Annotated in this window: 24 protein-coding genes; 14 read left to right on the top strand and 10 right to left on the bottom strand. The window is 61.3% G+C overall.

The window, feature by feature from the left end; translation table 11 throughout:
• Window positions 1-4 precede the first annotated feature (4 nt).
• From J1G33_RS23110 to J1G33_RS23120, 3 genes are read left to right on the top strand one after another with little or no spacing between them, the layout of a single operon-like run.
• Window positions 5-1,363, top strand: a complete 1,359-nt coding sequence (locus tag J1G33_RS23110; RefSeq protein ID WP_032880758.1) for a glutamine synthetase family protein — start codon at window positions 5-7, stop codon at window positions 1,361-1,363.
• A 24-nt stretch (window positions 1,364-1,387) separates the two neighbouring features.
• Window positions 1,388-2,488, top strand: a complete 1,101-nt coding sequence (locus tag J1G33_RS23115; RefSeq protein ID WP_223018828.1) for a polyamine ABC transporter substrate-binding protein — start codon at window positions 1,388-1,390, stop codon at window positions 2,486-2,488.
• Window positions 2,485-3,777: an FAD-binding oxidoreductase gene (locus tag J1G33_RS23120; RefSeq protein WP_223018829.1), complete on the top strand. Its 1,293-nt coding sequence runs from the start codon at window positions 2,485-2,487 to the stop codon at window positions 3,775-3,777. Before J1G33_RS23115 ends, J1G33_RS23120 begins: the two co-directional genes overlap by 4 nt.
• A 38-nt stretch (window positions 3,778-3,815) precedes the next feature.
• Here the strand turns inward: J1G33_RS23120 and J1G33_RS23125 are convergent, their stop codons facing one another.
• Window positions 3,816-4,715 (bottom strand): LysR substrate-binding domain-containing protein, encoded by a 900-nt coding sequence (locus J1G33_RS23125; protein ID WP_223018830.1) that lies wholly within the window; start codon window positions 4,713-4,715, stop codon window positions 3,816-3,818.
• Between the two features lie 107 nt (window positions 4,716-4,822).
• Between J1G33_RS23125 and J1G33_RS23130 the strand changes: the two genes are divergently transcribed.
• From J1G33_RS23130 to J1G33_RS23140, 3 genes are read left to right on the top strand one after another with little or no spacing between them, the layout of a single operon-like run.
• Complete coding sequence (locus J1G33_RS23130; RefSeq protein ID WP_223018831.1) at window positions 4,823-5,827, top strand: aldo/keto reductase; 1,005 nt, start codon at window positions 4,823-4,825, stop codon at window positions 5,825-5,827.
• Between the two features lie 17 nt (window positions 5,828-5,844).
• Window positions 5,845-6,642 (top strand): SDR family oxidoreductase, encoded by a 798-nt coding sequence (locus J1G33_RS23135; RefSeq protein ID WP_223018832.1) that lies wholly within the window; start codon window positions 5,845-5,847, stop codon window positions 6,640-6,642.
• A 26-nt stretch (window positions 6,643-6,668) separates the two neighbouring features.
• Window positions 6,669-7,085, top strand: a complete 417-nt coding sequence (locus J1G33_RS23140) for an SRPBCC family protein (RefSeq protein WP_032880764.1) — start codon at window positions 6,669-6,671, stop codon at window positions 7,083-7,085.
• On the opposite strand, the gene J1G33_RS23145 is transcribed toward J1G33_RS23140, so the two are convergent.
• Window positions 7,026-7,601 carry an AAA family ATPase gene (locus J1G33_RS23145; protein ID WP_262416922.1) on the bottom strand — a complete coding sequence of 192 codons (576 nt, stop codon included), beginning with the start codon at window positions 7,599-7,601 and terminating at the stop codon, window positions 7,026-7,028. The genes J1G33_RS23140 and J1G33_RS23145 overlap by 60 nt on opposite strands.
• A gap of 158 nt (window positions 7,602-7,759) precedes the next feature.
• On the opposite strand from J1G33_RS23145, the gene dapF reads away from it, so the two are divergent.
• Window positions 7,760-8,563 carry a diaminopimelate epimerase gene (gene dapF / locus J1G33_RS23150; protein ID WP_032880765.1) on the top strand — a complete coding sequence of 268 codons (804 nt, stop codon included), beginning with the start codon at window positions 7,760-7,762 and terminating at the stop codon, window positions 8,561-8,563.
• Here dapF and J1G33_RS23155 read toward each other — a convergent pair.
• Together J1G33_RS23155 and J1G33_RS23160 are read right to left on the bottom strand one after the other, a co-directional pair.
• Window positions 8,560-9,696: a PAS domain-containing sensor histidine kinase gene (locus J1G33_RS23155; RefSeq protein ID WP_223018833.1), complete on the bottom strand. Its 1,137-nt coding sequence runs from the start codon at window positions 9,694-9,696 to the stop codon at window positions 8,560-8,562. The two genes, dapF and J1G33_RS23155, sit on opposite strands and share 4 nt — an antisense overlap.
• Complete coding sequence (locus tag J1G33_RS23160) at window positions 9,686-10,501, bottom strand: alpha/beta hydrolase (protein ID WP_032880767.1); 816 nt, start codon at window positions 10,499-10,501, stop codon at window positions 9,686-9,688. The genes J1G33_RS23155 and J1G33_RS23160 overlap by 11 nt, the downstream gene beginning before the upstream one ends.
• Window positions 10,502-10,633: 132 nt before the next feature.
• On the opposite strand from J1G33_RS23160, the gene J1G33_RS23165 reads away from it, so the two are divergent.
• Entirely contained in the window at window positions 10,634-11,827 is a 1,194-nt protein-coding gene (locus tag J1G33_RS23165; protein ID WP_223018834.1) for a TPM domain-containing protein, read from the top strand.
• Between the two features lie 107 nt (window positions 11,828-11,934).
• Here the strand turns inward: J1G33_RS23165 and J1G33_RS23170 are convergent, their stop codons facing one another.
• The 3 genes from J1G33_RS23170 to J1G33_RS23180 all read right to left on the bottom strand — a co-directional run bounded on the left by J1G33_RS23170 (window position 11,935) and on the right by J1G33_RS23180 (window position 13,986).
• Window positions 11,935-12,324 carry a hypothetical protein gene (locus J1G33_RS23170; protein ID WP_223018835.1) on the bottom strand — a complete coding sequence of 130 codons (390 nt, stop codon included), beginning with the start codon at window positions 12,322-12,324 and terminating at the stop codon, window positions 11,935-11,937.
• Window positions 12,325-12,641: 317 nt separating this feature from the next.
• Window positions 12,642-13,133 (bottom strand): GNAT family N-acetyltransferase, encoded by a 492-nt coding sequence (locus J1G33_RS23175; protein ID WP_032880770.1) that lies wholly within the window; start codon window positions 13,131-13,133, stop codon window positions 12,642-12,644.
• A gap of 250 nt (window positions 13,134-13,383) precedes the next feature.
• A complete protein-coding gene (locus J1G33_RS23180) occupies window positions 13,384-13,986 on the bottom strand; it encodes a response regulator transcription factor (RefSeq protein ID WP_148853894.1) in 603 nt (200 codons plus the stop codon).
• A 98-nt stretch (window positions 13,987-14,084) separates the two neighbouring features.
• On the opposite strand from J1G33_RS23180, the gene J1G33_RS23185 reads away from it, so the two are divergent.
• Window positions 14,085-15,698: a hybrid sensor histidine kinase/response regulator gene (locus tag J1G33_RS23185; protein ID WP_103734957.1), complete on the top strand. Its 1,614-nt coding sequence runs from the start codon at window positions 14,085-14,087 to the stop codon at window positions 15,696-15,698.
• On the opposite strand, the gene J1G33_RS23190 is transcribed toward J1G33_RS23185, so the two are convergent.
• On the bottom strand, window positions 15,688-16,023 hold the full coding sequence (locus J1G33_RS23190) for a hypothetical protein (RefSeq protein ID WP_032880773.1): 336 nt from the start codon (window positions 16,021-16,023) through the stop codon (window positions 15,688-15,690). The two genes, J1G33_RS23185 and J1G33_RS23190, sit on opposite strands and share 11 nt — an antisense overlap.
• 175 nt (window positions 16,024-16,198) lie before the next feature.
• Between J1G33_RS23190 and J1G33_RS23195 the strand changes: the two genes are divergently transcribed.
• Entirely contained in the window at window positions 16,199-16,681 is a 483-nt protein-coding gene (locus tag J1G33_RS23195) for a GNAT family N-acetyltransferase (RefSeq protein WP_223018836.1), read from the top strand.
• A gap of 510 nt (window positions 16,682-17,191) precedes the next feature.
• Here J1G33_RS23195 and J1G33_RS23200 read toward each other — a convergent pair.
• Complete coding sequence (locus J1G33_RS23200; RefSeq protein ID WP_032880775.1) at window positions 17,192-17,674, bottom strand: copper chaperone PCu(A)C; 483 nt, start codon at window positions 17,672-17,674, stop codon at window positions 17,192-17,194.
• Window positions 17,674-18,282: an SCO family protein gene (locus J1G33_RS23205; protein WP_032880776.1), complete on the bottom strand. Its 609-nt coding sequence runs from the start codon at window positions 18,280-18,282 to the stop codon at window positions 17,674-17,676. Before J1G33_RS23205 ends, J1G33_RS23200 begins: the two co-directional genes overlap by 1 nt.
• 180 nt (window positions 18,283-18,462) lie before the next feature.
• Between J1G33_RS23205 and J1G33_RS23210 the strand changes: the two genes are divergently transcribed.
• The 4 genes from J1G33_RS23210 (at window position 18,463) to J1G33_RS23225 (ending at window position 23,167) form a co-directional block, all read left to right on the top strand.
• Entirely contained in the window at window positions 18,463-18,846 is a 384-nt protein-coding gene (locus tag J1G33_RS23210; protein ID WP_005788904.1) for a DUF2946 domain-containing protein, read from the top strand.
• 62 nt (window positions 18,847-18,908) lie between these two features.
• The gene (locus J1G33_RS23215; protein WP_223018837.1) at window positions 18,909-19,454 is read left to right on the top strand and encodes a putative natural product biosynthesis protein; all 546 of its coding nucleotides are present in this window, start codon (window positions 18,909-18,911) and stop codon (window positions 19,452-19,454) included.
• A gap of 151 nt (window positions 19,455-19,605) precedes the next feature.
• Window positions 19,606-20,157, top strand: a complete 552-nt coding sequence (locus tag J1G33_RS23220) for a cytochrome b (RefSeq protein ID WP_032880778.1) — start codon at window positions 19,606-19,608, stop codon at window positions 20,155-20,157.
• Window positions 20,158-20,272: 115 nt separating this feature from the next.
• Window positions 20,273-23,167, top strand: coding sequence for an RHS repeat-associated core domain-containing protein (locus J1G33_RS23225; protein ID WP_148853899.1), 2,895 nt, complete (start codon window positions 20,273-20,275; stop codon window positions 23,165-23,167).
• The last annotated feature ends 10 nt before the right edge of the window (window positions 23,168-23,177 follow it).

The raw sequence follows: 23,177 nt of genomic DNA on the forward strand, positions 1-23,177 counted from the left end.
CCTTATGAACGCCCCCTTCGATCAGCTCTCCACCTGGCTGAAAGAACACAAGATTACCGAAGTCGAATGCGTGATCAGTGACTTGACTGGCATTGCGCGCGGCAAGATTGCACCCACCAACAAGTTCCTGCATGAGCGAGGCATGCGCCTGCCGGAAAGTGTGCTGCTGCAAACGGTAACCGGGGACTTTGTCGACGACGACATCTACTACGACCTGCTGGACCCGGCCGATATCGACATGATCTGCCGCCCGGTGGCCAACGCCACCTACGTGGTGCCCTGGGCCATCGAACCCACCGCCATCGTGATCCACGACACCTTCGACAAGCAGGGCAACCCGATTGAACTGTCGCCGCGCAATGTGCTGAAAAAAGTCCTGCAGCTGTACACCGACCAGGGCTGGCAGCCGATTGTCGCGCCGGAAATGGAGTTCTACCTGACCCAGCGCTGCGAAGACCCGGACCTGCCGTTGAAAACCCCCATCGGTCGTTCGGGGCGTGCCGAAACCGGGCGCCAGTCATTTTCCATCGATGCCGCCAACGAATTCGACCCGTTGTTCGAAGACGTCTACGACTGGTGCGAAGCCCAGGGCCTGGACCTCGACACGCTGATCCACGAAGACGGCCCGGCGCAGATGGAGATCAACTTCCGTCACGGCGATGCCCTGAACCTGGCCGATCAGATCACTGTGTTCAAGCGCACCCTGCGCGAGGCCGCGCTCAAGCACAATGTCGCCGCGACCTTTATGGCCAAACCGGTGGCCGACGAACCCGGCAGCGCCATGCACCTGCACCAGAGCGTGGTGGAAATTGCCACCGGAAAACCGGTGTTCGTCGATGCCGACGGCAACATGAGCCCGTTATTCCTGCATCACATCGGCGGCCTGCAGAAGTACATCCCCAAGCTGCTGCCGATGTTTGCACCCAACGTGAACTCGTTCAGGCGCTTTTTGCCGGACACCTCGGCGCCGGTCAACGTCGAATGGGGTGAAGAAAACCGCACCGTCGGCCTGCGCGTGCCGACTTCCAGCCCCGAGGCGATGCGCGTGGAAAACCGCTTGCCGGGTGCCGATGCCAATCCCTACCTGGCGATCGCCGCCAGCTTGTTGTGTGGCTACCTGGGCATGATCGAGCAGATCGAGCCCAGTGCGCCGGTGGAAGGCCGTGCCTATGAGCGCCGCAACCTGCGCCTGCCGTTCACCCTCGAGGATGCCCTGGCACGCATGGAAGACTGCGACACAGTCAAGCAATACCTGGGCGAAAAATTCGTGCGCGGCTACGTCGCGGTCAAGCGCGCCGAGCATGAGAATTTCAAGCGGGTGATCAGTTCCTGGGAACGTGAATTCCTGCTGTTGAGCGTCTAAAACAACGATAAAAGGGGTGACGATATGCGTCTTGTGAACAAGTTTCTGCCGTTGGCACTTGCACTTGTACTGCCGGCGGCATTCAGCGCCAGCACCCAGGCAGCGTCGACGGTGAGCGTCTACAACTGGACCGACTACATTGGTGAAACCACCTTGGCGGATTTCCAGGCCAACACCGGGATCAAGGTGGTCTATGACGTGTTCGACTCCAACGAAACCCTGGAAGGCAAGTTGCTCGCCGGGCGCACCGGCTATGACGTGGTGGTGCCGTCCAACCACTTCCTGGCGCGGCAAGTGGAGGCCGGCGCGTTCCTCATGCTGGACCGTGCGCAACTGCCGAACTTCAAGAACCTCGATCCCCGGTTGCTCAAGCTGCTGGAGCAGAACGACCCGGGTAACGCGCACTCGGTGCCGTACCTGTGGGGCACCAATGGCATCGGTTACAACGTCGACAAGGTCAAGCAGGTGCTGGGTATCGAGCGCATTGATTCATGGGCGGTGCTGTTCGAGCCGGACAACCTCAAGAAGCTCCATGAATGCGGTGTGGCCTTCCTTGATTCGCCGGATGAGCTGTTTCCGGCGATCCTCAACTACATGGGCAAGGACCCACGCAGCGAGAACGCCGAGGACTACAAGCAGGCCGAAGCCAAGCTGCTGACGCTGCGGCCGTACATCACTTATTTCCATTCCTCCAAGTACATCTCGGACCTGGCCAACGGCAATATCTGCGTGGCCTTCGGTTATTCCGGCGATGTGTTCCAGGCCGCCAACCGCGCCAAGGAAGCCAAAAACGGGGTGAACATTGCGTACTCGATTCCCAGGGAAGGCTCCAACCTGTGGTTCGACCTGCTGGCAATTCCTGCCGACGCCACCAACCCCAAAGAGGCCCACGCGTTCATCAACTACCTGCTCGAACCCGAAGTGATCGCCAAGGTCAGCGCCTCGGTGGGCTACGCCAACGCCAACCCGGCGGCCAAGCCGTTCATGGCCCCGGAACTGGTCAACAACCCTGAGGTTTACCCGCCCCAGGACGTCCTCGACAAACTCTACATTTCCACCACGCCCACGCCGGCGACCATGCGCGTGATGACCCGCGCCTGGAGCAAAGTGAAGTCCAACCGATGATTCAGTCCAGCGAACATGCGCAGTCCTATTACCGCGCTACAGCCAACACCATGCCGCAGCGGCCTGCACTCGACGCTGATCTGAGCGTCGATGTGTGTGTGATCGGCGGCGGGTTCACCGGGGTCAACACGGCCATCGAACTGGCCCAGCGCGGGCTCTCGGTGATTGTGCTGGAGGCCCGACGCATTGGCTGGGGTGCCAGCGGGCGCAACGGTGGGCAGTTGATTCGGGGTATCGGTCATGATGTCTCGGGGGTTGCCAAATACGTGGGCGAGGAGGGCGTGCGCTATCTGGCGCGAGCGGGTATCGACTCGGTGGCGTTGGTGGGCGAGCGCATCGGCGAGCATGGTATCGATTGCGACTTGCGCTGGGGTTTTTGTGAACTGGCCAACACCCCGGCGCAATTCGCCGCGTTCAAGAATGAACAGGCGCAGTTGGCGGCCATGGGCTATGCCCCTGAAACCCGGTTGGTGGGCGCGCAGGACATGGCCCAGGTGGTGGGCTCGACAGTGTACGCCGGAGGCCTGGTCGACATGGGCTCCGGGCATCTGCACCCGCTCAACCTGGTGCTTGGCGAGGCGCAGGTGGCCGAGGCCCTCGGGGTGCGGATCTTTGAACAGACCGAGGTGCTGGAACTGATCCATGGCAACACTGTGCAGGTGCGTTGCGCCGGCGGCAGTGTGCGCGCCGCCCATCTGGTGCTGGCGTGCAATGCGCACCTGGAGAACCTGGAGCCGCGCCTGGGCGGCAAGGTGCTGCCGGCGGGCAGCTACATCATCGCCACCGAGCCGTTGCCGGAAACGATGGCCGAGCAATTGATTCCGCAGAATCTGGCGCTGTGCGACCAGAAAGTCGGGCTGGATTACTACCGGCTGTCCGCCGACCGGCGCCTGCTGTTTGGCGGTGCCTGCCATTACTCGGGGCGCGACCCCCAGGACATCGCCGCTTACATGCGCCCGAAAATGCTCAAGGTGTTCCCGCAACTGGCCGACACCGCCATCGAGTTCCAGTGGGGCGGCAAGATCGGCATCACCGCCAACCGCTTTCCCCAGGTCGGGCGGCTCAAGCAGTACCCCAATGTGTTCTATGCCCAGGGCTATTCCGGCCATGGCCTCAACGTGACCCACTGGTGCGCACGGCTGTTGGCCGAAGCGATTCACGCGGGTGCAAGTCGCGGGCTGGATATTTTCAGCCAGGTGCCGCACATGACCTTCCCGGGCGGCAAGGCGCTGCGCTCGCCGCTGTTGGCGTTGGGAATGTTGTGGTATCGGTTGCGGGAGGTGCTTTGATCACACAAAGGGCGCAGGCAATTGCTGTACTGGGCGCCTTATTCACTAGCCTCAGGTTCAGTCAGCACCTTGCGAAACGTCTCCACCAGCGGTCGCAAATTAACGCGGTGCCAGGCCGCCCACAGCGGTGTGGTGTAGGTCAGCCACGGCAACTCTCGCAACACCACGCCGGGCGGGGCATTGCGGCTCAGGCCCTTCTGCACCATCGCTACCCCAAGCCCTGACGCCACCAGGCCCAGTGCGGTAAAGGGTTCGCTGGCTTCCATGGGAATCTGTGGGGTGAAACCGGCACGAATGCAGGCAGCGATGAAGTCATCGGCCGGGTGGGCGCCGGGTTTGCGCTGCACGCCGATCCATTGTTGATCGGCCAGGTGTTCGGGCAGCAGTTCGCGTTGCCGGGCCAGCGGATGCTGTTCGGGCAGGGCCAGCAGCATCGGGTCGTCGAGCACCTGCAAGGCGCTCAGGTCTGGATCGTCGTCGGCGGGGGGCTCGCTTACCAGGGCGATGTCCAGACTGCGTTGGCGCAGGCCCTCCAACTGTTCGAGGGAGGGCAGGTTATACAGCTTGATATGCACGGTGGGGCGATCGTCGCGCAGTATGCGCAAGGCATTGGGCAGAACACCGGCGTGCATGGCATTTTCGATATAGCCGATGCACAGGCCGCCTTCTTCCCCACGGCCCAGGCGCTTGCCCAGCGATTCCAGACGGTTGGCATGGGTCAGCAGCGCCTTGGTTTCAGCCAGGAAGGTCTGGCCGTCGCGGGTCAGGCGGATGCGCTGCTGGCTGCGTTCGAACAGCGTCAGGCCCAGGCGTTCCTCCAGCTGGGCGATCTGCCGGCTCAGGGGCGATTGGGAGATGTGCAAGCGCTCGGCGGCGCGGCCGACGTGTTCTTCTTCGGCGACCACTTCGAAGTAGCGCAGTTGGCGTAGATCGATCATGTAAGACCTGTAAGGACTCAAGTTGGTCGCAGTATGTCTTGGACGGTCTGATTAACGCAATCTAGCATCTGCTCAACGGTCACAACCAACCGATTGAGGATCTCACCATGAGCTTGACAGACAAACTCCCCGGCGTACTGGGCTTTGGCACCGCACCCTTGGGGAATATGTTCCGCGCCATCCCTGAAGACGAAGCCCAGGCCACCGTCGAATCCGCCTGGAAGCACGGCGTGCGTTACTTCGATACCGCGCCGTTCTACGGCTCGGGCCTGTCGGAAATCCGCTTGGGCCAGGCCCTGTCCCACTACAACCGTGATGACTACGTGCTCAGCACCAAGGTCGGCCGGGTGATTCTGGATGAAGTCGAAACCGGCGCCCGTGACCTTGGCGAAAAAAGCGGCGTGTTCGAACACGGCCGCCCGAATAAAATCCTCAATGACTACAGCGCCGATGCCACCCTGCGCTCCATTGACGATAGCCTCAAGCGCCTGCAAACCGATCGCCTCGACATCGTGTGGATTCACGATATCGCCCAGGATTTTTACGGCGACCAGTGGCTGGACTACTTCAACCAGGCCCGTACCGGCGCCTTCAAAGTGCTGACCCGCTTGCGCGAGGAGGGTGTGATCAAGGCCTGGGGTCTGGGCGTCAATCGCGTCGAGCCGTGTGAACTGACCCTGGACCTGACTGAGGCGCAGCCCGACGGGTTCCTCCTCGCCGGCCGCTATACGCTGCTGGACCACGAGCGCGCACTGCAACGCCTGATGGACGCCGCCTTGGCCCAGCAGGTTGAAATTGTGGTCGGCGGCCCGTACAGCTCTGGCATCCTCGCCGGCGGCGCACACTTTGAATACCAGCCCGCTAAGCCTGCGATCATCAGCAAGGTCGAGCAGATCAAGGCGATTGCCCAGGCATTTGGCGTGAGTGTGAAAGCCGCGGCGCTGCAGTTTTCCCTGGCACACCCGGCCGTGGCGGCGGTGATTCCCGGTGCCAGTCGTCCGGGGCGCATTGCCGAAGACGTTGCGGCGTTGTCAGAACAGATTCCAGCAGCCTTCTGGCAAGCGCTACGCGAGGCCCGACTGATTTCGGATCGTGCGCCTTTGCCTCTCTAATCTTAAGGAAGCTAACCATGAAAATTGATGTGAGCGGCAAAGTAGCCATCGTCAGCGGCAGCACTGCCGGTATCGGCTTGGGCATCAGCCAGGCCCTGGCGCAATCCGGCGCAACGGTGGTAGTGATCGGGCGGGACGCGGGCAAGGTCGACGACGCTTTGGCCAGCATTCGCCAAGGGGTGCCCGGCGCTGACCTGCGTGGGCTGGTGGCCGACCTTGGCACCCTGGAGGGCGCCGAGACACTGTTCGCCGCCGAACCTCGCGCCGATATCCTGGTCAACAACCTCGGCATCTTCAACGATGTGGATTTCTTCGAGGCGCCAGACAGTGAGTGGACGCGCTTCTATGAGGTCAATGTGATTTCCGGCGTGCGCCTGTCGCGCCATTATGCGCCGGGCATGGTCGAGCAGGGCTGGGGGCGGGTGATCTTTGTGTCGTCGGAATCCGGGGTGGCGACGCCGGCCGACATGATCAACTACGGCGTGACCAAAAGCGCCAACCTGGCGGTCTCCCACGGCCTGGCCAAGCGCCTGGCAGGCACCGGGGTGACGGTGAATGCGATTTTGCCGGGGCCGACCTTTACCGACGGCCTGGAACAGATGCTCAAGGACGCCACGGCCCAGTCCGGGCGCAGTGCGCGGGAAGAAGCCGATGTGTTCGTGCGTAATGCGCGGCCCACCTCGATCATCCAGCGTGCAGCCAATGTGGATGAAGTGGCGAACCTGGTGGCGTACATTGCTTCACCGCTGTCGTCTGCCACTACCGGTGCCGCTTTGCGCGTAGACGGTGGCGTTGTCGACAGCATGGCGATCTGATTTTTCCCCTGATTGGAGTATTTATCGTGGCAACAGCGTCTTCAGTAATTGAAATCCCGGCATCAGCCGACCAGGTCTGGCAACTGATTGGCGGCTTCAACAGCCTGCCCGACTGGCTGCCCTTTATCGCCAAGAGCGAGCCGAGCGAAGGTGGCCGTGTGCGTCACCTGACCACCGCTGACGGCGGCCAGATCGTCGAGCGTTTGCAGACCTTTGACAACGTGGCGCGCATTTACAGCTACACGATTGAAGAATCGCCGTTTCCGGTGAGCGCGTATCTGGCGACCGTGCAGGTTGAAGCGCTGACCGAGTCGTCGGCGAAAGTCACCTGGTCCGGCGTGTTCACTCCGGCAGCGGGCACCACGGATGCGGCGGTGGAGGAGTTATTTGCCGGCGTCTACAGCGGTGGCTTGGAGGCGTTGCGCGGCAACTTCCCCAACTGAACCGGTGTTATCGGGAAAAAACTGGTGATGGGCGAGGATCGCTGCAACTGACTCAGCGGGCGTCCTCTGCGCCGTATCGAGCCTGAACGGCGGCTCATCCCAGCATTCATATTCATGCACCAGCACCGACTGCCAGGTCGGCGGCGCCAGACCGGGAACATCGCCCACGCGGCTTTCCACACGGCGCCGATGCTCGTGCTGATCAGCACACACCACCTGGATATTGATCAGTTCAACCTGCGCTGCCGTCGCCACGGCTTGCCAGGCTTGGCGGCTCTCCCTGACCGGGTTCACGCAATCGGCGATGACCCGATGCCCCAGGCGCAAATTGCTCAGCGCCAATGCATTGGCCACGCTGTAGCCGCTGGCGCCCCCATCCCCCGCCAATACGGCGGCATCGCGCAGCGCCTGTTCGATCACATCAATACGCAGGTAAACCGCGCCGGTCTGTCGCGCCAGTTCCCTGGCAACCGTGGTCTTGCCGCTGCCGGGCAGACCGCTGAATACGATAAGCATGGTCATCAACTCTTTGCAGGAGCGAGCTTGCTCGCGAAAAACGTCAACGATAACGCGTACTTCCAGGTAAAACGTGTGGTCTTCACTATTTTCGCGAGCAAGCTCGCTCCTACAGTGTTATTAGAACTGCTTCACTTCGACAACAGGACCTGCGCCCCATGACCCTGCCATTTGTGAAGATGCACGCCCATGGCGACGACTTCATCATCATCGACCGCCGTGGCCAGGACAACCCCATCACTGCACAGGTCGCCGCCCGCCTGGGCAACCGCCGCTCGGGTATCGGTTTCAATCAGTTGGCGGTGATACTCGACTGTGGAGACGCCGCCGCACATGTCCAGTTCTGGAACCCCGACGGCACGCGGCTGCCAACCTGCGGCAGCGCGACTCGCGGGGTGGCCGACCGCCTGATGCACGAGACCGGCATCGACACCGTCGTATTACGCACCGACCGCGGTTTGCTGACGTGCACACGCGTCGACGGGCAGCGCGTGTCGGTGGACATGGGCGCGCCGTCGCTGGACTGGGCGGCGGTGCCGCTGGCCGAGGCGATGGACACCCGCGTGCTGCCCATGGACGGTAACCCGGCGGCCTGCAGCATGGGCAACCCGCATTGCACGTTTTTTGTGCAAGACATCGCTGCCATCGATGTCGCGGCGGTGGGCCCGGCGCTTGAAGCTCACCCGCTGTTCCCGGCCAAGACCAATGTGCATTTTGTGCAGGTGTTGAGCCGTGGCCGTATCCGCCTGCGCATCTGGGAGCGTGGCGGCGCGGTGCCGTTGGGCTCCGGTTCGTGCTGCTGCGGTGCGGTGGTCAATGGGATTCGGCGCGGGTTGCTCGATGACAGCGTGGAGGTCGAATGCGACGGCGGCACGGTCACGGTGCAGTGGGACGGGCAGGGCGGGGTGATCTTGGCCGGCCGTGTCGAGCCGATTATGCAGGGCGCCGCATACCTGGGCTAGAACGTCACGGTAAACGTAGTACCGGCCGTGGCGCAGGACGTCACCGCCACATCGCCACCATGCACCTTCGCCAGTTCGCGCACGATATACAGGCCGAGGCCGACGCTGCGCACATCGCTGCCCTGGTCGGTGCCACGGGTCATGGGCTCGAACAACCCGGCCAGCAGTGTTTCGGGAATCGCCAGGCCATGGTTGTGCACCGCGACCGCGCAGGCGTTGTCGCCCAGGCGCGAGGTGATGGTGATCGGTTGCAGCAGGTCGCCATAGGCCACGCTGTTGGCAACCAGGTTGCCGATCATCTGCTGCACTCGGTCGGCATCCAGGCACGCCTGGCCGTTGCCTTCGGCCTGATGCACCAGCGTGGCCCTGGGAAAGGCCACCCGCAATTCATCCACCGCATGTTGAATAACGCCGTGCAAATCCAGCGGCACCGCCTTGATGGTGATGCCCTGGCCGACCCGCGCCTGGGTGAAGTCCAGCAGGTCGGCGATCATGCGATGGGCGCGTTCGGCCGACTGGCCGATATGCCCCAACAGTTGGCGCTCCTTGGCCGTGCGCTCGCCACGCTGCAGAAAGTCCGAAGCCATGCGGATGGCGGTAAGGGGGTTTTTCAAGTCATGACTGACAATCGCCACCATCTGTTCGGCAAACAACGCCCGGCGCTGGGCAACCGCATAGGCCGCGCTGAGTTCGGCCTGGGCCTGTTGCAGGGCGACCTCGGTGGCGGTTTTTTCCTGGAGCAGCGCTTCGGCCAACTTGCGTGCATTGAGCAGTTCGCGCTCGTATTTGTCGCGGTCGGTGGTGCCGAACAGTGCCAGGTCATGCACCACGCCGTCGGCCTGCCGGCGCTGGTTGGCATTGAGTAATACGGTCACTTTGTGCCCGGCGCAATGGCGGATGTCGAGCTTCACTTCGGTGACGCTGCCGTGCATGCGTAGCATCGGTGCCAGGTGGGTCTGGTAGAAAATCCGCCCGCCCATGGTCAGCAGGTCCTGGAAGCGCCGCCCTTGCAGCTCGGCGGCGCTGAACCCCAGCCAGTCGCTCAAGCGCGGGTTGACGTGCAGGATCGTGCCGTCTTCGTGGGTTACGGCCAGGGCGCAGGCGGCGCTGTCGAACAACGCGTCAGCGGGCATCGGCAGGCGCCCAAGGGGTCAGGAACCGGTCCATTGCCGCTGCGCACGCCTGGGGTGCACTCATATGCGGGCAATGGCCGACATTCTCCACCAGGCAATAAGTGCTGTTGGGCAGCACGCGGTGCAGGTATTCACCCACGGCTACGGGGGCGATCAGGTCGTCAGTCGATTGCAGGATCAACACCGCAGTGGTCAGGCCCACTACATCCTGGCGGTTATCCGAAAGGAAGGTCACCCGGGCAAATTGCTTGGCGATGTCCGGCTCGGTGCGGCAAAAGCTCTCGGTCAACGCCTCACCCAGTGCCGGTTGGTCCGGCGCGCCCATGATCACCGGGGCCATTGCGCTCGACCAGCCCAGGTAGTTGCTGTCGAGGGTGTCGAGCAGGTCGTCGATATCCTCGCGCTTGAAGCCGCCAACATAATCGTCAGTGTCGATATAGCGCGGCGATGGGCCGATCATCACGTGCGCAGCAATACGCCCGGGGACAAAACGGTCGGCGAGGGTGCCGATCATCGCGCTGACGGAGTGGCCCACCAGGATCACCGGGCCTTGGGCATAGGCGTCGATAATCTCGTTGAGGTCGCGGGCGTAGCCGTCCAGGGCCAGGTATTTGGCTTTGTCGAACGCGCTGAGGTCCGACCGGCCCGCACCGACCAGGTCGTAGAGAACCACGCGAAAGCGCTGGCTAAAGTGCGGCGCCAACTGGTTCCACATCGCTTGATTGCAGCCAAAGCCGTGGGAAAACACCAGCGTCGAAGGACCGTCGCCCATCACATTCACATTGTTGCGGTAGCGCAGGTCCATGGCGTTCTCGTAGCTGGCAATTTGCTATGCGGGGTAAGGCCGCAGTTTAGATAGTCGCGCACCTGGGGTCACGCGTTATACGTCGATAAGGTAAAGTCGGCAGCTTAAGGAAGAAACCTCAGGTAACAAAACATGATAGGGAATTGGCGTCAAACGGTCTCGGGTTTGCTGGCCCTGGTGCTCCTGGGCGTGCTGAGCATAGCCCAGGCGGACACTTCACCGATCGGGGTCGCCCTCGACCAGCGGGTGATTGACCTCACCAACACCCTCGACGCAACCACCACCCAACGCTTAAAAAATCAGCTTGGCGACCTTGAAACGCGCAAGGGCGCGCAAGTCGCGGTGTTGCTGGTGCCGACCACGGGCGGCGCCGCTATCGAAGACTATGCCAACCAACTGTTTCGCGCCTGGCAGCTGGGGCGCAAGGACGTCAACGATGGCATCCTGCTGGTAGTGGCCAAGGCTGACCGCGCAGTGCGCATTGAAGTGGGCTACGGCCTGGAAGGCATCGTCACCGACCTGCTGGCCCATCGCATTATTGAAGAACAGATCACCCCGGCGTTTCGCCAGGGTGATTTTGCCGGCGGTGTGCAACAGGGCGTGGACGCCCTGACCGTGCTGGTGGACGGCGGTGACTTGCCGCCATTGGTGGGCGCCGGGATCAACCCTCAATTTATCGCGTTGCTGGTGGCGTTTATCCTGGGCGGCTTGGGCGGCGTGGCGATCGCTGCCGGCAAGCTGCATTGGCGCCGGGCGTTGATCGTCACCGTGGCGGCCACGCTGTTGCTGACGCTGCTGGCGGGCGGTCGCGAGTGGCCGATGTTCCTGTTTGTAATGCCGCTGACGCTGTTGATAGGCGGCGCGATATTCGGCGCGCTGTGGCAGGTGCGTACGCTGTTTTACTGCGTAATCGGGCTGCTGGCTTATATCCTCGGGTTGGTGGTGGCAAACCAGTACGTGGACGTCAGTTTCATCCATTGGCTGCTGTGGCCACTGGGCGTCTTGGTGGTGCTGGGGTTGTACCTGGTGCTACTGCTGATCATGAGGCAGACCTGGCGCACCAGCCGTGCAGGTTTTAGTGTGCGACTGCTGGCGGCGGTAGTCGTGTACGTGGTGGCAGGGTGGGTGATTGACGGCGGCCGCGACGGCTGGCTATTGGCGTTTCCCATCGCATCGTTTGTCGCGCTGATCATCTTCGGCAAGGTCGGTGAAGGGACGGGATCGGGTAGCGGCTCCAGTTCGAGTTCCAGCAGTTCCACCTCCAGTGACAGTTCCTCCGGTGGCGGTGGTTCCAGTGGTGGCGGTGGGGCTTCCGGCAGTTGGTGACGCGGTAGCCGATCCCCACACTTTCGAACCCCATCCATGGCAAGCGCGTGTTTGGCAATGCCATGGGGGGGCACAACGGTTTGGACCGCAAACAGCCGGTTGCAGTATTACGCCTTGACCCAATCGCCCTTGCCATCGGATTTGATTTCGAAATCAATGGGGTCACGGTTGGCGTTGCCTGGAGCGTTTTCAACGGCCTTTTCGTCCGACGGCAGGAAGTTGCGATCTAACTGGCTGCGGGCAGTGTTGACCTGAGAGTTGTCGACGGCCTTTTCGTCCGCAGGCAGGAAGTTTTTATCCAGCCGACTACGGTTGGCGTGGGCCCTGTATTCGTCGCCGATGTTCTTCCAGCCGCCCTTGCCATCGGACACTTCTGCATCGTCCCCAATCTGGTTTTCTTCCTTGGGGTTGTATCTGGCTTTGTCGTTGTCGATCCTGCTGTTGTCAACGGGTTGGTATGCAGGGAAAGATGGGCTGGAACCATTGATTGAAGACACGATTGCACCTCTCTGATAGCTGGGATATTGACCCGCCAGGACGTGGTCCCGGCTCGGCGTTTCGCAGGCTACAGCGCCATGAGCAGTCGCTCAATGCGGCCCATTTCGGGTGAATGTAACCGAGTGAAACCGCTGTGGTCGCGGGTTTCCAAATAGTGAGAGTGGCGATAGGTGCAATCCGGCAAAAGGGGCAGCAGAGTCAGGCTGGATGTAAGAAAGCGTCGTTGGTTCTCAGGTTTTCATTTGTAGAAATACATTTGACGGCTCAGTGGTGTGCGCTTGTTTCACGATTGGAAACAGTTATGTAATGACCTTTCTTAGACAGTTCTCACCATTTCATGCCACGCCATCCCACCGTGATCCGACGGCGAAGGACGCACATAGGTGTAGCCCATGCGGGTGTACAACGGCACGTGCTGGTGCTTGCACATCAGGTGAATCGTCTGCTTGCCCATTGCTGCCATGCGCTGCACGAACGCGGTCATCAGTTTTTTTGCATAGCCTTTGCCTTGATGTGCCGGGTCGACCACCACCGACATGATCACCACATTCGGCGCCTCGGCCACATGGCCTACCAACTCCTTGAATGCCTCATCCGACATCACCACATTGTGGGCACAGCCGGAATTGATGAAACCTGCGATTTCGCCATCCGCCTCCAGGATCAAAAAGCCCTGGGGATACTGGGCGATGCGCGTGGTGATTTTTTCCAGGGTGGCGGCTTCGTCGCCTTCGTATGCGCTGGTTTCGATTTCAAAGCAGCGGTGGGCGTCGGTGGGCAGAGCGGTACGCAGGGTAAGGGTGGGCATGGGTGGTTCCAGGGCGTTGAGCGAAAGGCAACATCATAAACAAACGTCGAGCTTATGGCACAGCAAGGCCATTTGCTTGGAGGGGAAGGTGTGAGGTTCAACTGAAATATCGGATGCAGAGCGCAGGCCTGACTGATGCGACTCAGTCCAATGTGGGAGGGGGCTTGCTCCCGATGAGGGAGTGTCAGTAAACGCATCTTGGACTGACCCACTGCCATCGGGAGCAAGCCCCCTCCCACATTTGGACGACCTAGAATTCCCCGGAATACTTTACTGCCGCCGCCGCCCGCGACGGCACATTCAAACTGCGCAGCAATGACGACACATGAATGCGCACGGTAAACGGCGAAATATCCAGGGCCTTGGCGATTTCCTTGTTGGTCTTGCCCTGGGCAATCAGGCGCAGCACTTCCTGCTGGCGGGTGGTGAGGGTGTGGGTGTCCAGCGGCAGCAGGCCCGAAGGCGCGAACTTGACCAGCACTTCGCCGGCGCGAATCGCCAGCAACGCCTGGCCGATGTCGTCGGGGGCGATGTTCTTGCCGATGAATCCGTCGGCGCCCAGGGCCATCACCTGTTCGATCAGCGCCGGGTCGTCGACCATCGACACCACGATCAACGTTGTGCGCCGCAGTTGCTGGCGCAGTTCGGCCAGTTGGCTGATGCAAGTCAGGCCGGGGAAGCGCAGGTCGAGGATCAGGGTGTCGACTTCGTTCGGCTCGCACAGCAGCGCATTCACCGTGGCCAGGTCGCCGGCCTCTTGCACCTGGGCATCGGGCAGCAGGCGCCGCACGGTGCGCGCCATGCCTTCGCGAAACATCGGGTGGTCGTCGGCGATGATGATCCGGCCGGTCATGGTGAGCTCCTTCGTGGGGCAAGGTGGTGTCGAGGCATGCTACTTTACCAGCGGGCCGAGGGCCTCTTTTCCAAAGATGATCTGTCAAGGATATGACTATGAGTCCCGAGACCAACTCCGAACTCGATCAGGCTAACCTGCGCATCGTGGTGGCCACCATCGCCATTGTGTATATCAGCGTACTGGGTTTTTTGCCCGGGCAGTCGCTGGACACCTACCTGCCGGTGATCCTGTATATCTTCGGGTTCCTGCTGGCGTCCATCGTGTTGCGCCAGGTGATCGCACGTTGGCCCGGGCATTACCCGGCGCGGCGCATCTTCGGCATGATCCACGACTACACCGGCACGTCGTTCGGCCTGGTGGTGGGTGGTGAGGCGGCGTTGCCGCTGTATGCGGTGATGGTCTGGGTGAACCTGGGCAACGGGATGCGCTACGGGTCGCGCTACCTGGCGATTGCCACGGGGCTGGCGTTGCTGGCGCTGCTGATCGTGTACCAGCTTACGCCGCTGTGGCAGGCGCAACCGTTCATGGTGTTGATGCTGATGATCACCAGCACGGTGATCCCGGTGTACGCCCATATCCTTCTGGAGCGCACGCGCAAGGCTTCGGAACAAGCCATTGCCGCCAACCTGGAAAAATCCCGCTTTCTCGCCCAAGCCAGCCATGACCTGCGCCAGCCGATCCACTCCATTGGCCTGTTCACCGCCTGCCTGCGCGAAGCACGGTTGGGGGATGACGAGCGGCGGCTGGTGGACAATATCGATCGCTCGCTGCTCAACGTGTCGCAACTGTTCCGTTCGATCCTCGACCTCTACACCCTCGACAACGGTCGCCTGTTGCCCAAATACCAGGTGATCCACCTGGGCGACTTTCTCGCCGACCTGGTGCGTCAGAATGCCGAGGCCGCACGCTGGGCCGGCGTGGAGTTGCGCTTGCGCCCCTGCACTCATTGGGTACGGGTGGACCCGGGCATGTTGGCAACCATGGTGCAAAACCTGCTCTCCAATTGCTTCAAGTACGGCGCGCAGCGGCCAGTGCTGATCGGCGTGCGTAGTCGTGAAAACGGCTTGGTCATAGAGGTGCATGATCAGGGGCGAGGGATTGCACGGGAGCATCTTTCAAAGGTCTTCGAAGAGTTCTATCGCGTGCGCCAATTGCGTGACAAGGATGTCGAAGGCGTGGGCCTCGGGCTGTCCATCGTCAAGCGCCTGGGGCAATTGATGGGGATGCAGGTGAGCCTGCGTTCGCGGTTGGGCCAGGGCACCTCGGTGAGCCTGCACGGCCTGGCCCTGGCCACCGCGCCGCGTCAACTGGCGCTGCGCGACGATGTGCGCCAGGCCGGTCTGCTCACCGGTCTGAAAGTATGCCTGGTGGAGGATGACCACAACGTGCTGCTTGCCACCCAGGCGCTGCTGGAGCGATGGGGGTGCCAGGTGCAGGCTGAGTCGAGTGGGAAGGGGCTGGTCAGCGACTGCGATATCATCGTCGCCGACTACGACCTGGGTAATCACGCCACTGGCATCGAATGCATCGACGAGCTACGCCAGCAACGCGGTTGGGCGGTGCCGGCGTTGATCCTCACCGGTCACGACGTGGAGAGAATCCAGGCCGCGTTGCACGACCGTCAGATCGCCATCTTGTCCAAACCGGTGCGCCCTGCGGAACTGCGCGGCAGGTTGCGTGACCTCAGCCAGGAAAAAGTTACTGCATGAACGGTGTCAGCCCGTTGCCACGTGCGCCTTTTGGCTGGCAGTAGGCGGCAGGTTTCATCAGGCCAAAACTGGCGATCGCAAATGCACCGCCGCTGGCCCCGCTTGGTACGGAGCAGTTGTATTCGCCGGACGCAGTGTTGGCTACATAGTAAGTGGTCATGGAATCGCTGCGCACATTGGAAATACGTTTAACCGGCTCGCCCAGGTTGGTTTCCGACAGCTTCTTGAGGTGATCTTCAGTGGGCTTGATATTGCTGCAACCGGCGACGCCGATGATCAAAGCGCCCAGCAGGGCAAGGCGAGTAACAGGGGAGTGGAGTTTCATGGTGCGTCTTCCTTGGGGTTGTTTTGGTTTTTCCAGCGCGCAACAAACCCGCACGCAATGAATGCGCGGTGCTGAGGAAGCGTTGGAAGTGCCGAGGAATATAGCGCCGCGGGCGGGCAGGGTCGATTAGCACAAATGGGCTAATGGCAATTTGAGGTCATGGAAGGAACAGGCAGTGTTGGAGATAAAACGAGCTACGCCAGACGACGCCGACAGAGCGTTCGAGATTCGCCGTGACGCCATTCGCGGTCAGTGCATTGGCGCCTACAGCGCGGAGCAAATGGCGCTCTGGACCCAAGGTTGCGCAAGTGATGGCTACAGCGTGTTGATGGACAAACCGTTCTACCTGGGCTGGGTGAACGGTGAAGCTGTCGCTACCGGTATGCTCGATCCTGACCACCATGAGGTGGGAGCGTTGTTCGTGCGGCCTGCGTTCACTGGGCGCGGCTATGGCAAGGCGATGCTTGCGCATGTGGAGGGCATTGCACGGCAGATGGAGATTGAAAAGGTAGTGCTGGACGCCACCTTGAATGCGGTGAGTTTCTACCGCTCGTGTGGTTATGTGGGGGATGAGCAGGCGGTGTATCACTCACCCTCGGGGTTGGTGCTGGCGTGTGTGCCGATGGTGAAGCGGCTGCGGGTCATGCCGGCGTTTTGAATGCTGCGCGCAATTGCTCAATGACCTGAGCAACGCCTGGGCCCCGAATCCGTGGCGAGGGAGCTTGCTCCCGATAAGTATCGATATCTACACAACTCTGTAGCAGCCGACCGTAACCACGATGCGAAGCGAGCCGCTCTTGATCTGCTTTTGATCTTGATCTTAGGCGCCCCGTCAAACCACGCTGGCCGGAATTCGACAGGGATTTGGGGGGTAAACCGGCAGGGATGCCGGTTTAGCCGCCCCGCGCCATGGATGGCGCGTGGCGGCGGCCCCCCAAATCCATGGCGGATTACGGGCACACCGAGCCTAAGCGAGGTGCCGAGTGGTGGGGCAAGAGCGCTTTGGTTACTTTCGCGCTTTTCGAAAGTGACCCGCTGTAAAAGCGGAACCAATATCAGCCGTTACCTAAATAACGGATATGTACTCGGCCTGATCCAACATCCTGGTCGGCCCTGAGGCCGCCATCGGGAGCAAGCCCCCTCCCACAGGACCGCCTACACAGGGCAATCAATGCATCTTGCTATGGTCCATCTGGCTGTGATCCATGCCGTCCAGGCCACGGGCATTGGCCTTCACCTCAACGGTCTGCTTTTCACCCTTGGCATCCTTCACCGTAAGGGTCAGCGGCACCTGGTCGCCTTCCTTGATCTGGCCGGTCAGGCCCATCAGCATGACGTGATAGCCGTTGGGGTCGAGCTTGACGGCTTTACCCGCCGGCAGGGCCACCGAGTCCACCGGGCCCATGCGCATCACGTCGTCCTTCATGCTCATCTCATGGATCTGCACGTCCTTGGCCACCGGCGAGGCCACGCTGAGCAGTTGGCTGTCGCTGTCGGCGGTGAGGGTCATGAAGGCACCGCTGGACGGCTGGCCCGGTACGGAGGCGCGTACCCAGGCGTCGGTCACTTGCACCTGGGCGCTGGCGTGGGCGGCGAGGCCGAGCAGGGTAAGGCCGAAGGCAAAGCGTTTCAGGGATTGAGCGGTAGTCATTAGCAGACCTCCATGACGGTGAGCAGGTCTTCTGCGCACTCTTGAGCGGTAAGGGATGCCTGCAAGCCAAGGCGCAGGTTGCCACGGGTGTCGAACACGAAGCTGGTGGCGGTGTGGGACAAGGTGTAGGTGTCGCCGGCGGGGATCTTTTCATAAAAGATCCCGAACTCCTTGGCGGCCACGGCGATTTCTTCCGGGGTGCCGTAGAGGGCTTCGAAGCTGGGGTCGAAGGCCTTGACGTACTTGTCGAGAATCTCGGGGGTGTCGCGTTCCGGGTCCAGGGTGATGAACACCACCTGCATGATCTTGCCGTCGCGGCCCATCAGCTTCTTGGCCTGGGCGGCGCGTGCCAGGGCGGTCGGGCAGACCGCTGGGCATTGGGTGAAACCGAAGAACACCACGGGCATCAGGCCACGGTACGAGCTCAGGGTGACGGTTTCGCCGGCGGTGTTCTTGAGCTTGAAGGTACGGCCCATGATCTTGTCACTGAGGTCCTTGCCGTACTTGAAGTTCAGTTTGGGGCTGTAGTCACAGCCGCCCAGCAGGCTGCCCAGGCCCAACAGGCCCATGCCGGTCAGCACTTTGCGGCGGGTGAATAACGTACTCATCAACTGTGCATCCTGTGAAACGCCTGCAGGGCTGTGAAGCGGCCGATCAGGCTTGGAAAAGGAGTAACGAGAAGGGTGCAGAGTCTATCAACCCTGGCCACCCTGCGTAATCTGCGACGTTCTGCCACAGGGGCGCACCGTACTTCATCCTTTTGCGGCTTCAGTGGTAGAGTCGCCGCCATGAAATTGCGCCACTCTGACCGTTCGCTGATCGCCTGGGCCCTGTACTTCTGCGTGCTGATGAACCTGTTCGCCTGCGGTTTGGGGCACGGTCAGATGATGGGCCAGCAGCTCAATGGCATCGGTGGGCTGTTCTGTTCGGTGGAGGGTGGCCAGTTGCCAATTTCCGATAAAGGGTTGGCTGACCCGAGTTCCAGCAACATCTCGAACTACTTTGCCTGCCCGGTCTGCAACGCCATTACCGTCGCTATCGTATTCCTGATCGGCCTGGCCTGGCTTCTTGGCCTCGGGCAAACCCCGCGCCCGGGCCATGAGCGGCGCAACAAGGCGCCACCGCGTTACTCCTGGCCCTCGGCCAACCCCCGCGCTTCCCCTGCATTCTGACGTATGCCTTGGGCCTCCTGAGACCAGGGGGCATTCTGCCGTCACGATTATGGGTGCTATCCATGAATCAACTATTGCCTGCAGGCGCGAGCCGCCTGGTCAGCAAGGCGTCCCGTCGCCTGTGCGCGGAGCCCGCGCTGCCCGACTACCCGAGTAATGCCCGTTGCTTTGTGCACCTGGATGCACGCCTGTTACCCCATTGGCACACTTTGTTCGATATCTGCCCGGCATTGCTCAAGCTTGACCCGCCGGAGGGGCTGAACCTGTTCCGCAGCTTTATGACCTGGGCCTATCGCAATCAGCCGCCGTTGGATTGGACCTACCATCTGAACGTCTGCCGCTGGCTGCTGGGCTCGATATACCGTGCGCAAATAGATAACGAGCCGATAGAAACCTTTATGGCTGCCGCGGCGGCGTGCTGGGTGACGACCGATCAAAGCCCGGCCCAGGGCGTGGTTCTGGCCTGGCAAGACACACGGGTTGTCGATTGGAAGGGCAGGCCGCTGGTTGATATCGAACGCCAGGTGTTGCCTGCCCCGGCAGGGGATTTTGCCTGGTGCCCGTTGACCCGCCAGGCCGGCTTCAGCGGCTGGCAACCGGTGCCTTGAAGTGCTGGTCGAACTATGACGTGAGGCGACGTAAGAAACGCGAACTTTTTGTAGGATGAAACTGTTTTTTCATACTGCTGATGGGAACGGTATTTTTTTACCCGCAAGAGTGCGATGTTCACGTTCGACGCCAAAAACACAAGAGGCTGCGATGAAGAAGATGTTCGAGACAACCCCTTTGCCCAGTGATCACTACGATGTTGTCAGTCGGGCGCTGCACTGGTTGATGGCCCTGGTTTTCACCTGGATCTATTGCACGGCGGTGGCCCACTACCTGGCTTCCGACTCTACGGTGGACAAACTGCTGTGGCCCTATCACAAGCCCACAGGGTTGTTATTGCTGGTGCTGCTGATACTGCGGACCAGTTGGAACCTGTTGCACCGGCACCGTCGTCCTCCAAGCGTGAACCGCTGGTCATCGATCGGGCATGGCGCGCTGTATGCGCTGATGTTGCTGATCCCCGTGATCGGGCTGCTGCGCCAGTACGGCTCCGGTCGCGAATTTTCGGCGTTTGGCCTGACGATCATGGAGGGCCTGGAAGGCGAAAAGGTGCAGTGGATGATTGATCTGGGCCGCGACTTCCACAGCGAACTGGGGTGGACGATGCTGGTATTGATTGTCGGGCATATCGGCGCGGTGCTTGTGCATTCGCTGCGAGGCGAGCCTCAGGTATTGCGACGCATGTTCAGTCGTCGGGCTTGAAGCGCTGACGAGAGATTCGGAAGGCCCGCACGCTTCACAGCGTGGTGCGCTGCCATGCGACCTTCGAGCGGATGACTAGGCTTTGTGAACCATTGGTTTTCAGGTTTATCCGCTTATGCCTTCCTTGCACCAAAACACCCCGTCACTGACGGTTTTCGACCCGCGAGGGTTGACCGTGCGTAGCGTGGCTTACCACCGCAACACGCTACAACAGCAACCTCTGGAGTATGTCACACGCCAGGTATTCGGCGCCCGGGGCTTCCTGCAACAACAATGGGACCCCAGGCTATCTGACCTGCACGGCCTTGACGACGCTGTGCCGCCCAATCTGTCCCATCGCCATAGCCTCACCGGGCTACCCCTGAGCACCGATAGTGTGGATGCCGGTAGCCAGGTCATGCTGCCTGGCAGCGCTGGTCAGGTCGTGCAGCAATGGGACAGCCGTGGCGCCCGGCAGCGGTTTGAGTACGATCAGTTGCTACGCCCCGTGGCGGTGTTTGAGCGTGCCGCAGACGAAGCGGCAGAGCGCTGCGTGGAGCGCATGACCTACGCCGGCATGACGTCTCGGGAGGCGGCACGTAATCGCTGTGGCCGCTTGATCCGCCACGATGATCCAGCCGGTACGCTGTTCTTCGATCATTACAACGTACAGGGCAGCGTCACGGTGCAAACCCGGCGTTTGCGCGCACAATACACTGCGTCCGACTGGCCGCTGGCGGAGAGTGAACGCGACGCACACTTGCAGGCTGAAGCATTCACGACCACCTGGCGGTACGACGCGCTGGGCCAGGTGCTGGAACAGGTCGATGCCCTCGGCAATCGTCAGCAATCGCGTTACGGCGTAGACGGCTTGTTGACCCACAGCGAAATAGTCTTCAAGAGCGGAGCGCGCAAGACCTTGGTGGATCAGCGCACCTTCAACGCCTCGGCGCAGGTGTTGGCCGAACGCACGGGCAATGGCGTCGTCAGCGTGGCCGAGTACGCCGATGCCGATGGCCGTCTGATGCGCTTGAGCGCCCACCTCAAAAACACGCCGGGTAGGCTCCTGCAAGACCTTTCATACCGCTACGACCGGGTCGGCAACGTGCTGCGCATCCACGACGCGGCGCAGCCGACGCGGTGGGCGACTAACGTTCAGGTGGCGGCGGTCAGTACGTTCGAGTACGACAGCCTGTCACGATTGATCAAGGCCACTGGCCGGGAAAACTCCCGTAGCGCCGGCACATCCGCGCTGCCGGGCAGGGTCACGTTCGGGGCCACGGACGACAATCTCTGGCGCAACTACACCCGACACTACGCCTACGACCCGGCCGGCAACCTGACGCAGATGCGCCATGTTCCTTCCTCCGGCAGCGGCTTTACCCAGCACATGCGCGCAGGTGAACACAGTAACCACAGCGTGATCGAGCGGGAGGGGGCGACGGCGCCCGGCCTGGGCAATCGCTTTGATCAGGCCGGCAACCTCAAGGAACTGGCGCGTGGGCAGGCGCTGACCTGGAATGTGCGCAACCAATTGGTTCGTGTTGCGCAAGTGCTGCGTGACAGCGGCGAACATGACGATGAGGTCTATGTGTACGACGGCGCCGGCCAGCGGGTCAGCAAACGCCGAGTGGCACACGCCGGCTCACAGACCCATACCCATGAAGTGCTGTATCTACCGGGCCTGGAGCTGCATCGCCAGGGCACCTCGGGTGAATGGCGCAATGTGCTGCTTGCTCAGGCCGGGCGCACTGCGGTCAGAGGGTTGCAATGGCAACAGGGGCGCCCCGAGGGCATGGTGGACGAGCAACTGCGCTTCAGCCTCTGCGATCACCTGGGCAGCAGTACCTTGGAGCTTGACGAAAAGGCAGCCTTGCTGAGCCAGGAAAGTTATTACCCGTTCGGTGCGACCGCCTGGTGGGCCGCGAAGAATGCGCTTGAAGCAAGCTATAAAAACCGGCGTTACTCGGGCAAGGAGCGAGACGCCAGCGGCCTGTATTACTACGGGTTCAGGTATTACGCACCCTGGTTGATGCGGTGGATAAGTGCAGATCCGGCGGGGGATGTGGATGGGTTGAACCTGTACGCCATGGTCGGGAACAACCCTGTCGGCTACGTGGATGACAATGGCTTGCAGCGCAATCCCCTGGTTGAAGTAGTCATCATCATTATCATGGCGGTGTTGGCTGGGCCAGCCATTGGCCTGGACGCAAGCCAAGCCGCGCAGATAGCTATCGCGGGATTCATGATGGCAGTTGTGGGCGCAACGTTGTGGGTTCGCCAGCAGGTAAGAACTGACAGGAGCTGGGAAAACGAGCGCAGTGCAGTTTATCGAGAACTGGCCATGGAAAATGCCCGGAATATATTGCAAGGGGCCAACCCCAGCGAGGAGGAGATCACTGCGTTTGCGGATTTTCTTCATCAGTTCCGAGTGAACAAATCCGACAGTGGGAGCTACGCCTACGGATTGATACCTGATGATTACGGTGGCATTTATGCCTACACCGGACCCGGTCAGGGCAAGCACGCGGCTTTGAAAGCTGCCCAATCACACAAAAACCCGAATCGGGAGTTAAAAAGACTGGGATTTGAAGCGATGACGCTGCGCCCTCCGCGACATGAAAGGGTTGGCCCACTGCCGGCAGCCGGGCTGACAGCTACCGAAGTACGCCCGCTGACAAAAGCCGCAAGTGCGGGGCGACGAGGTTCTGGCGCAGTTGAAGAGGTGACGGCAGCTGAACGCCCAGGGCCTTCTTCCGGTCGAGCGCCGGAACGCCTTGTGATCGACGAATCAAATATTCTGAACGAGTTGCGTGGGCGTGATGGGGGAATTATCAGGGACGTCCTCAACAGGCTGGCATCCAGAGAATGGGCCATGGAAAGAGGGCACGCTTACGGAAATAACATCCGAGGCTTTGATTTGCCGGGGTATCGCGGCCAGCGCGGTCGCGGTGCGTATCGGCTATTGATTCAGCACGTCAGTGGCTTTCACTATCGGGCTGTCAGGGTGATGAATCCACACCGAGGGTGACGCGTTCTTT

This window comes from Pseudomonas sp. P867 (assembly GCF_019891455.1).
Lineage (GTDB): Bacteria > Pseudomonadota > Gammaproteobacteria > Pseudomonadales > Pseudomonadaceae > Aquipseudomonas > Aquipseudomonas synxantha_A.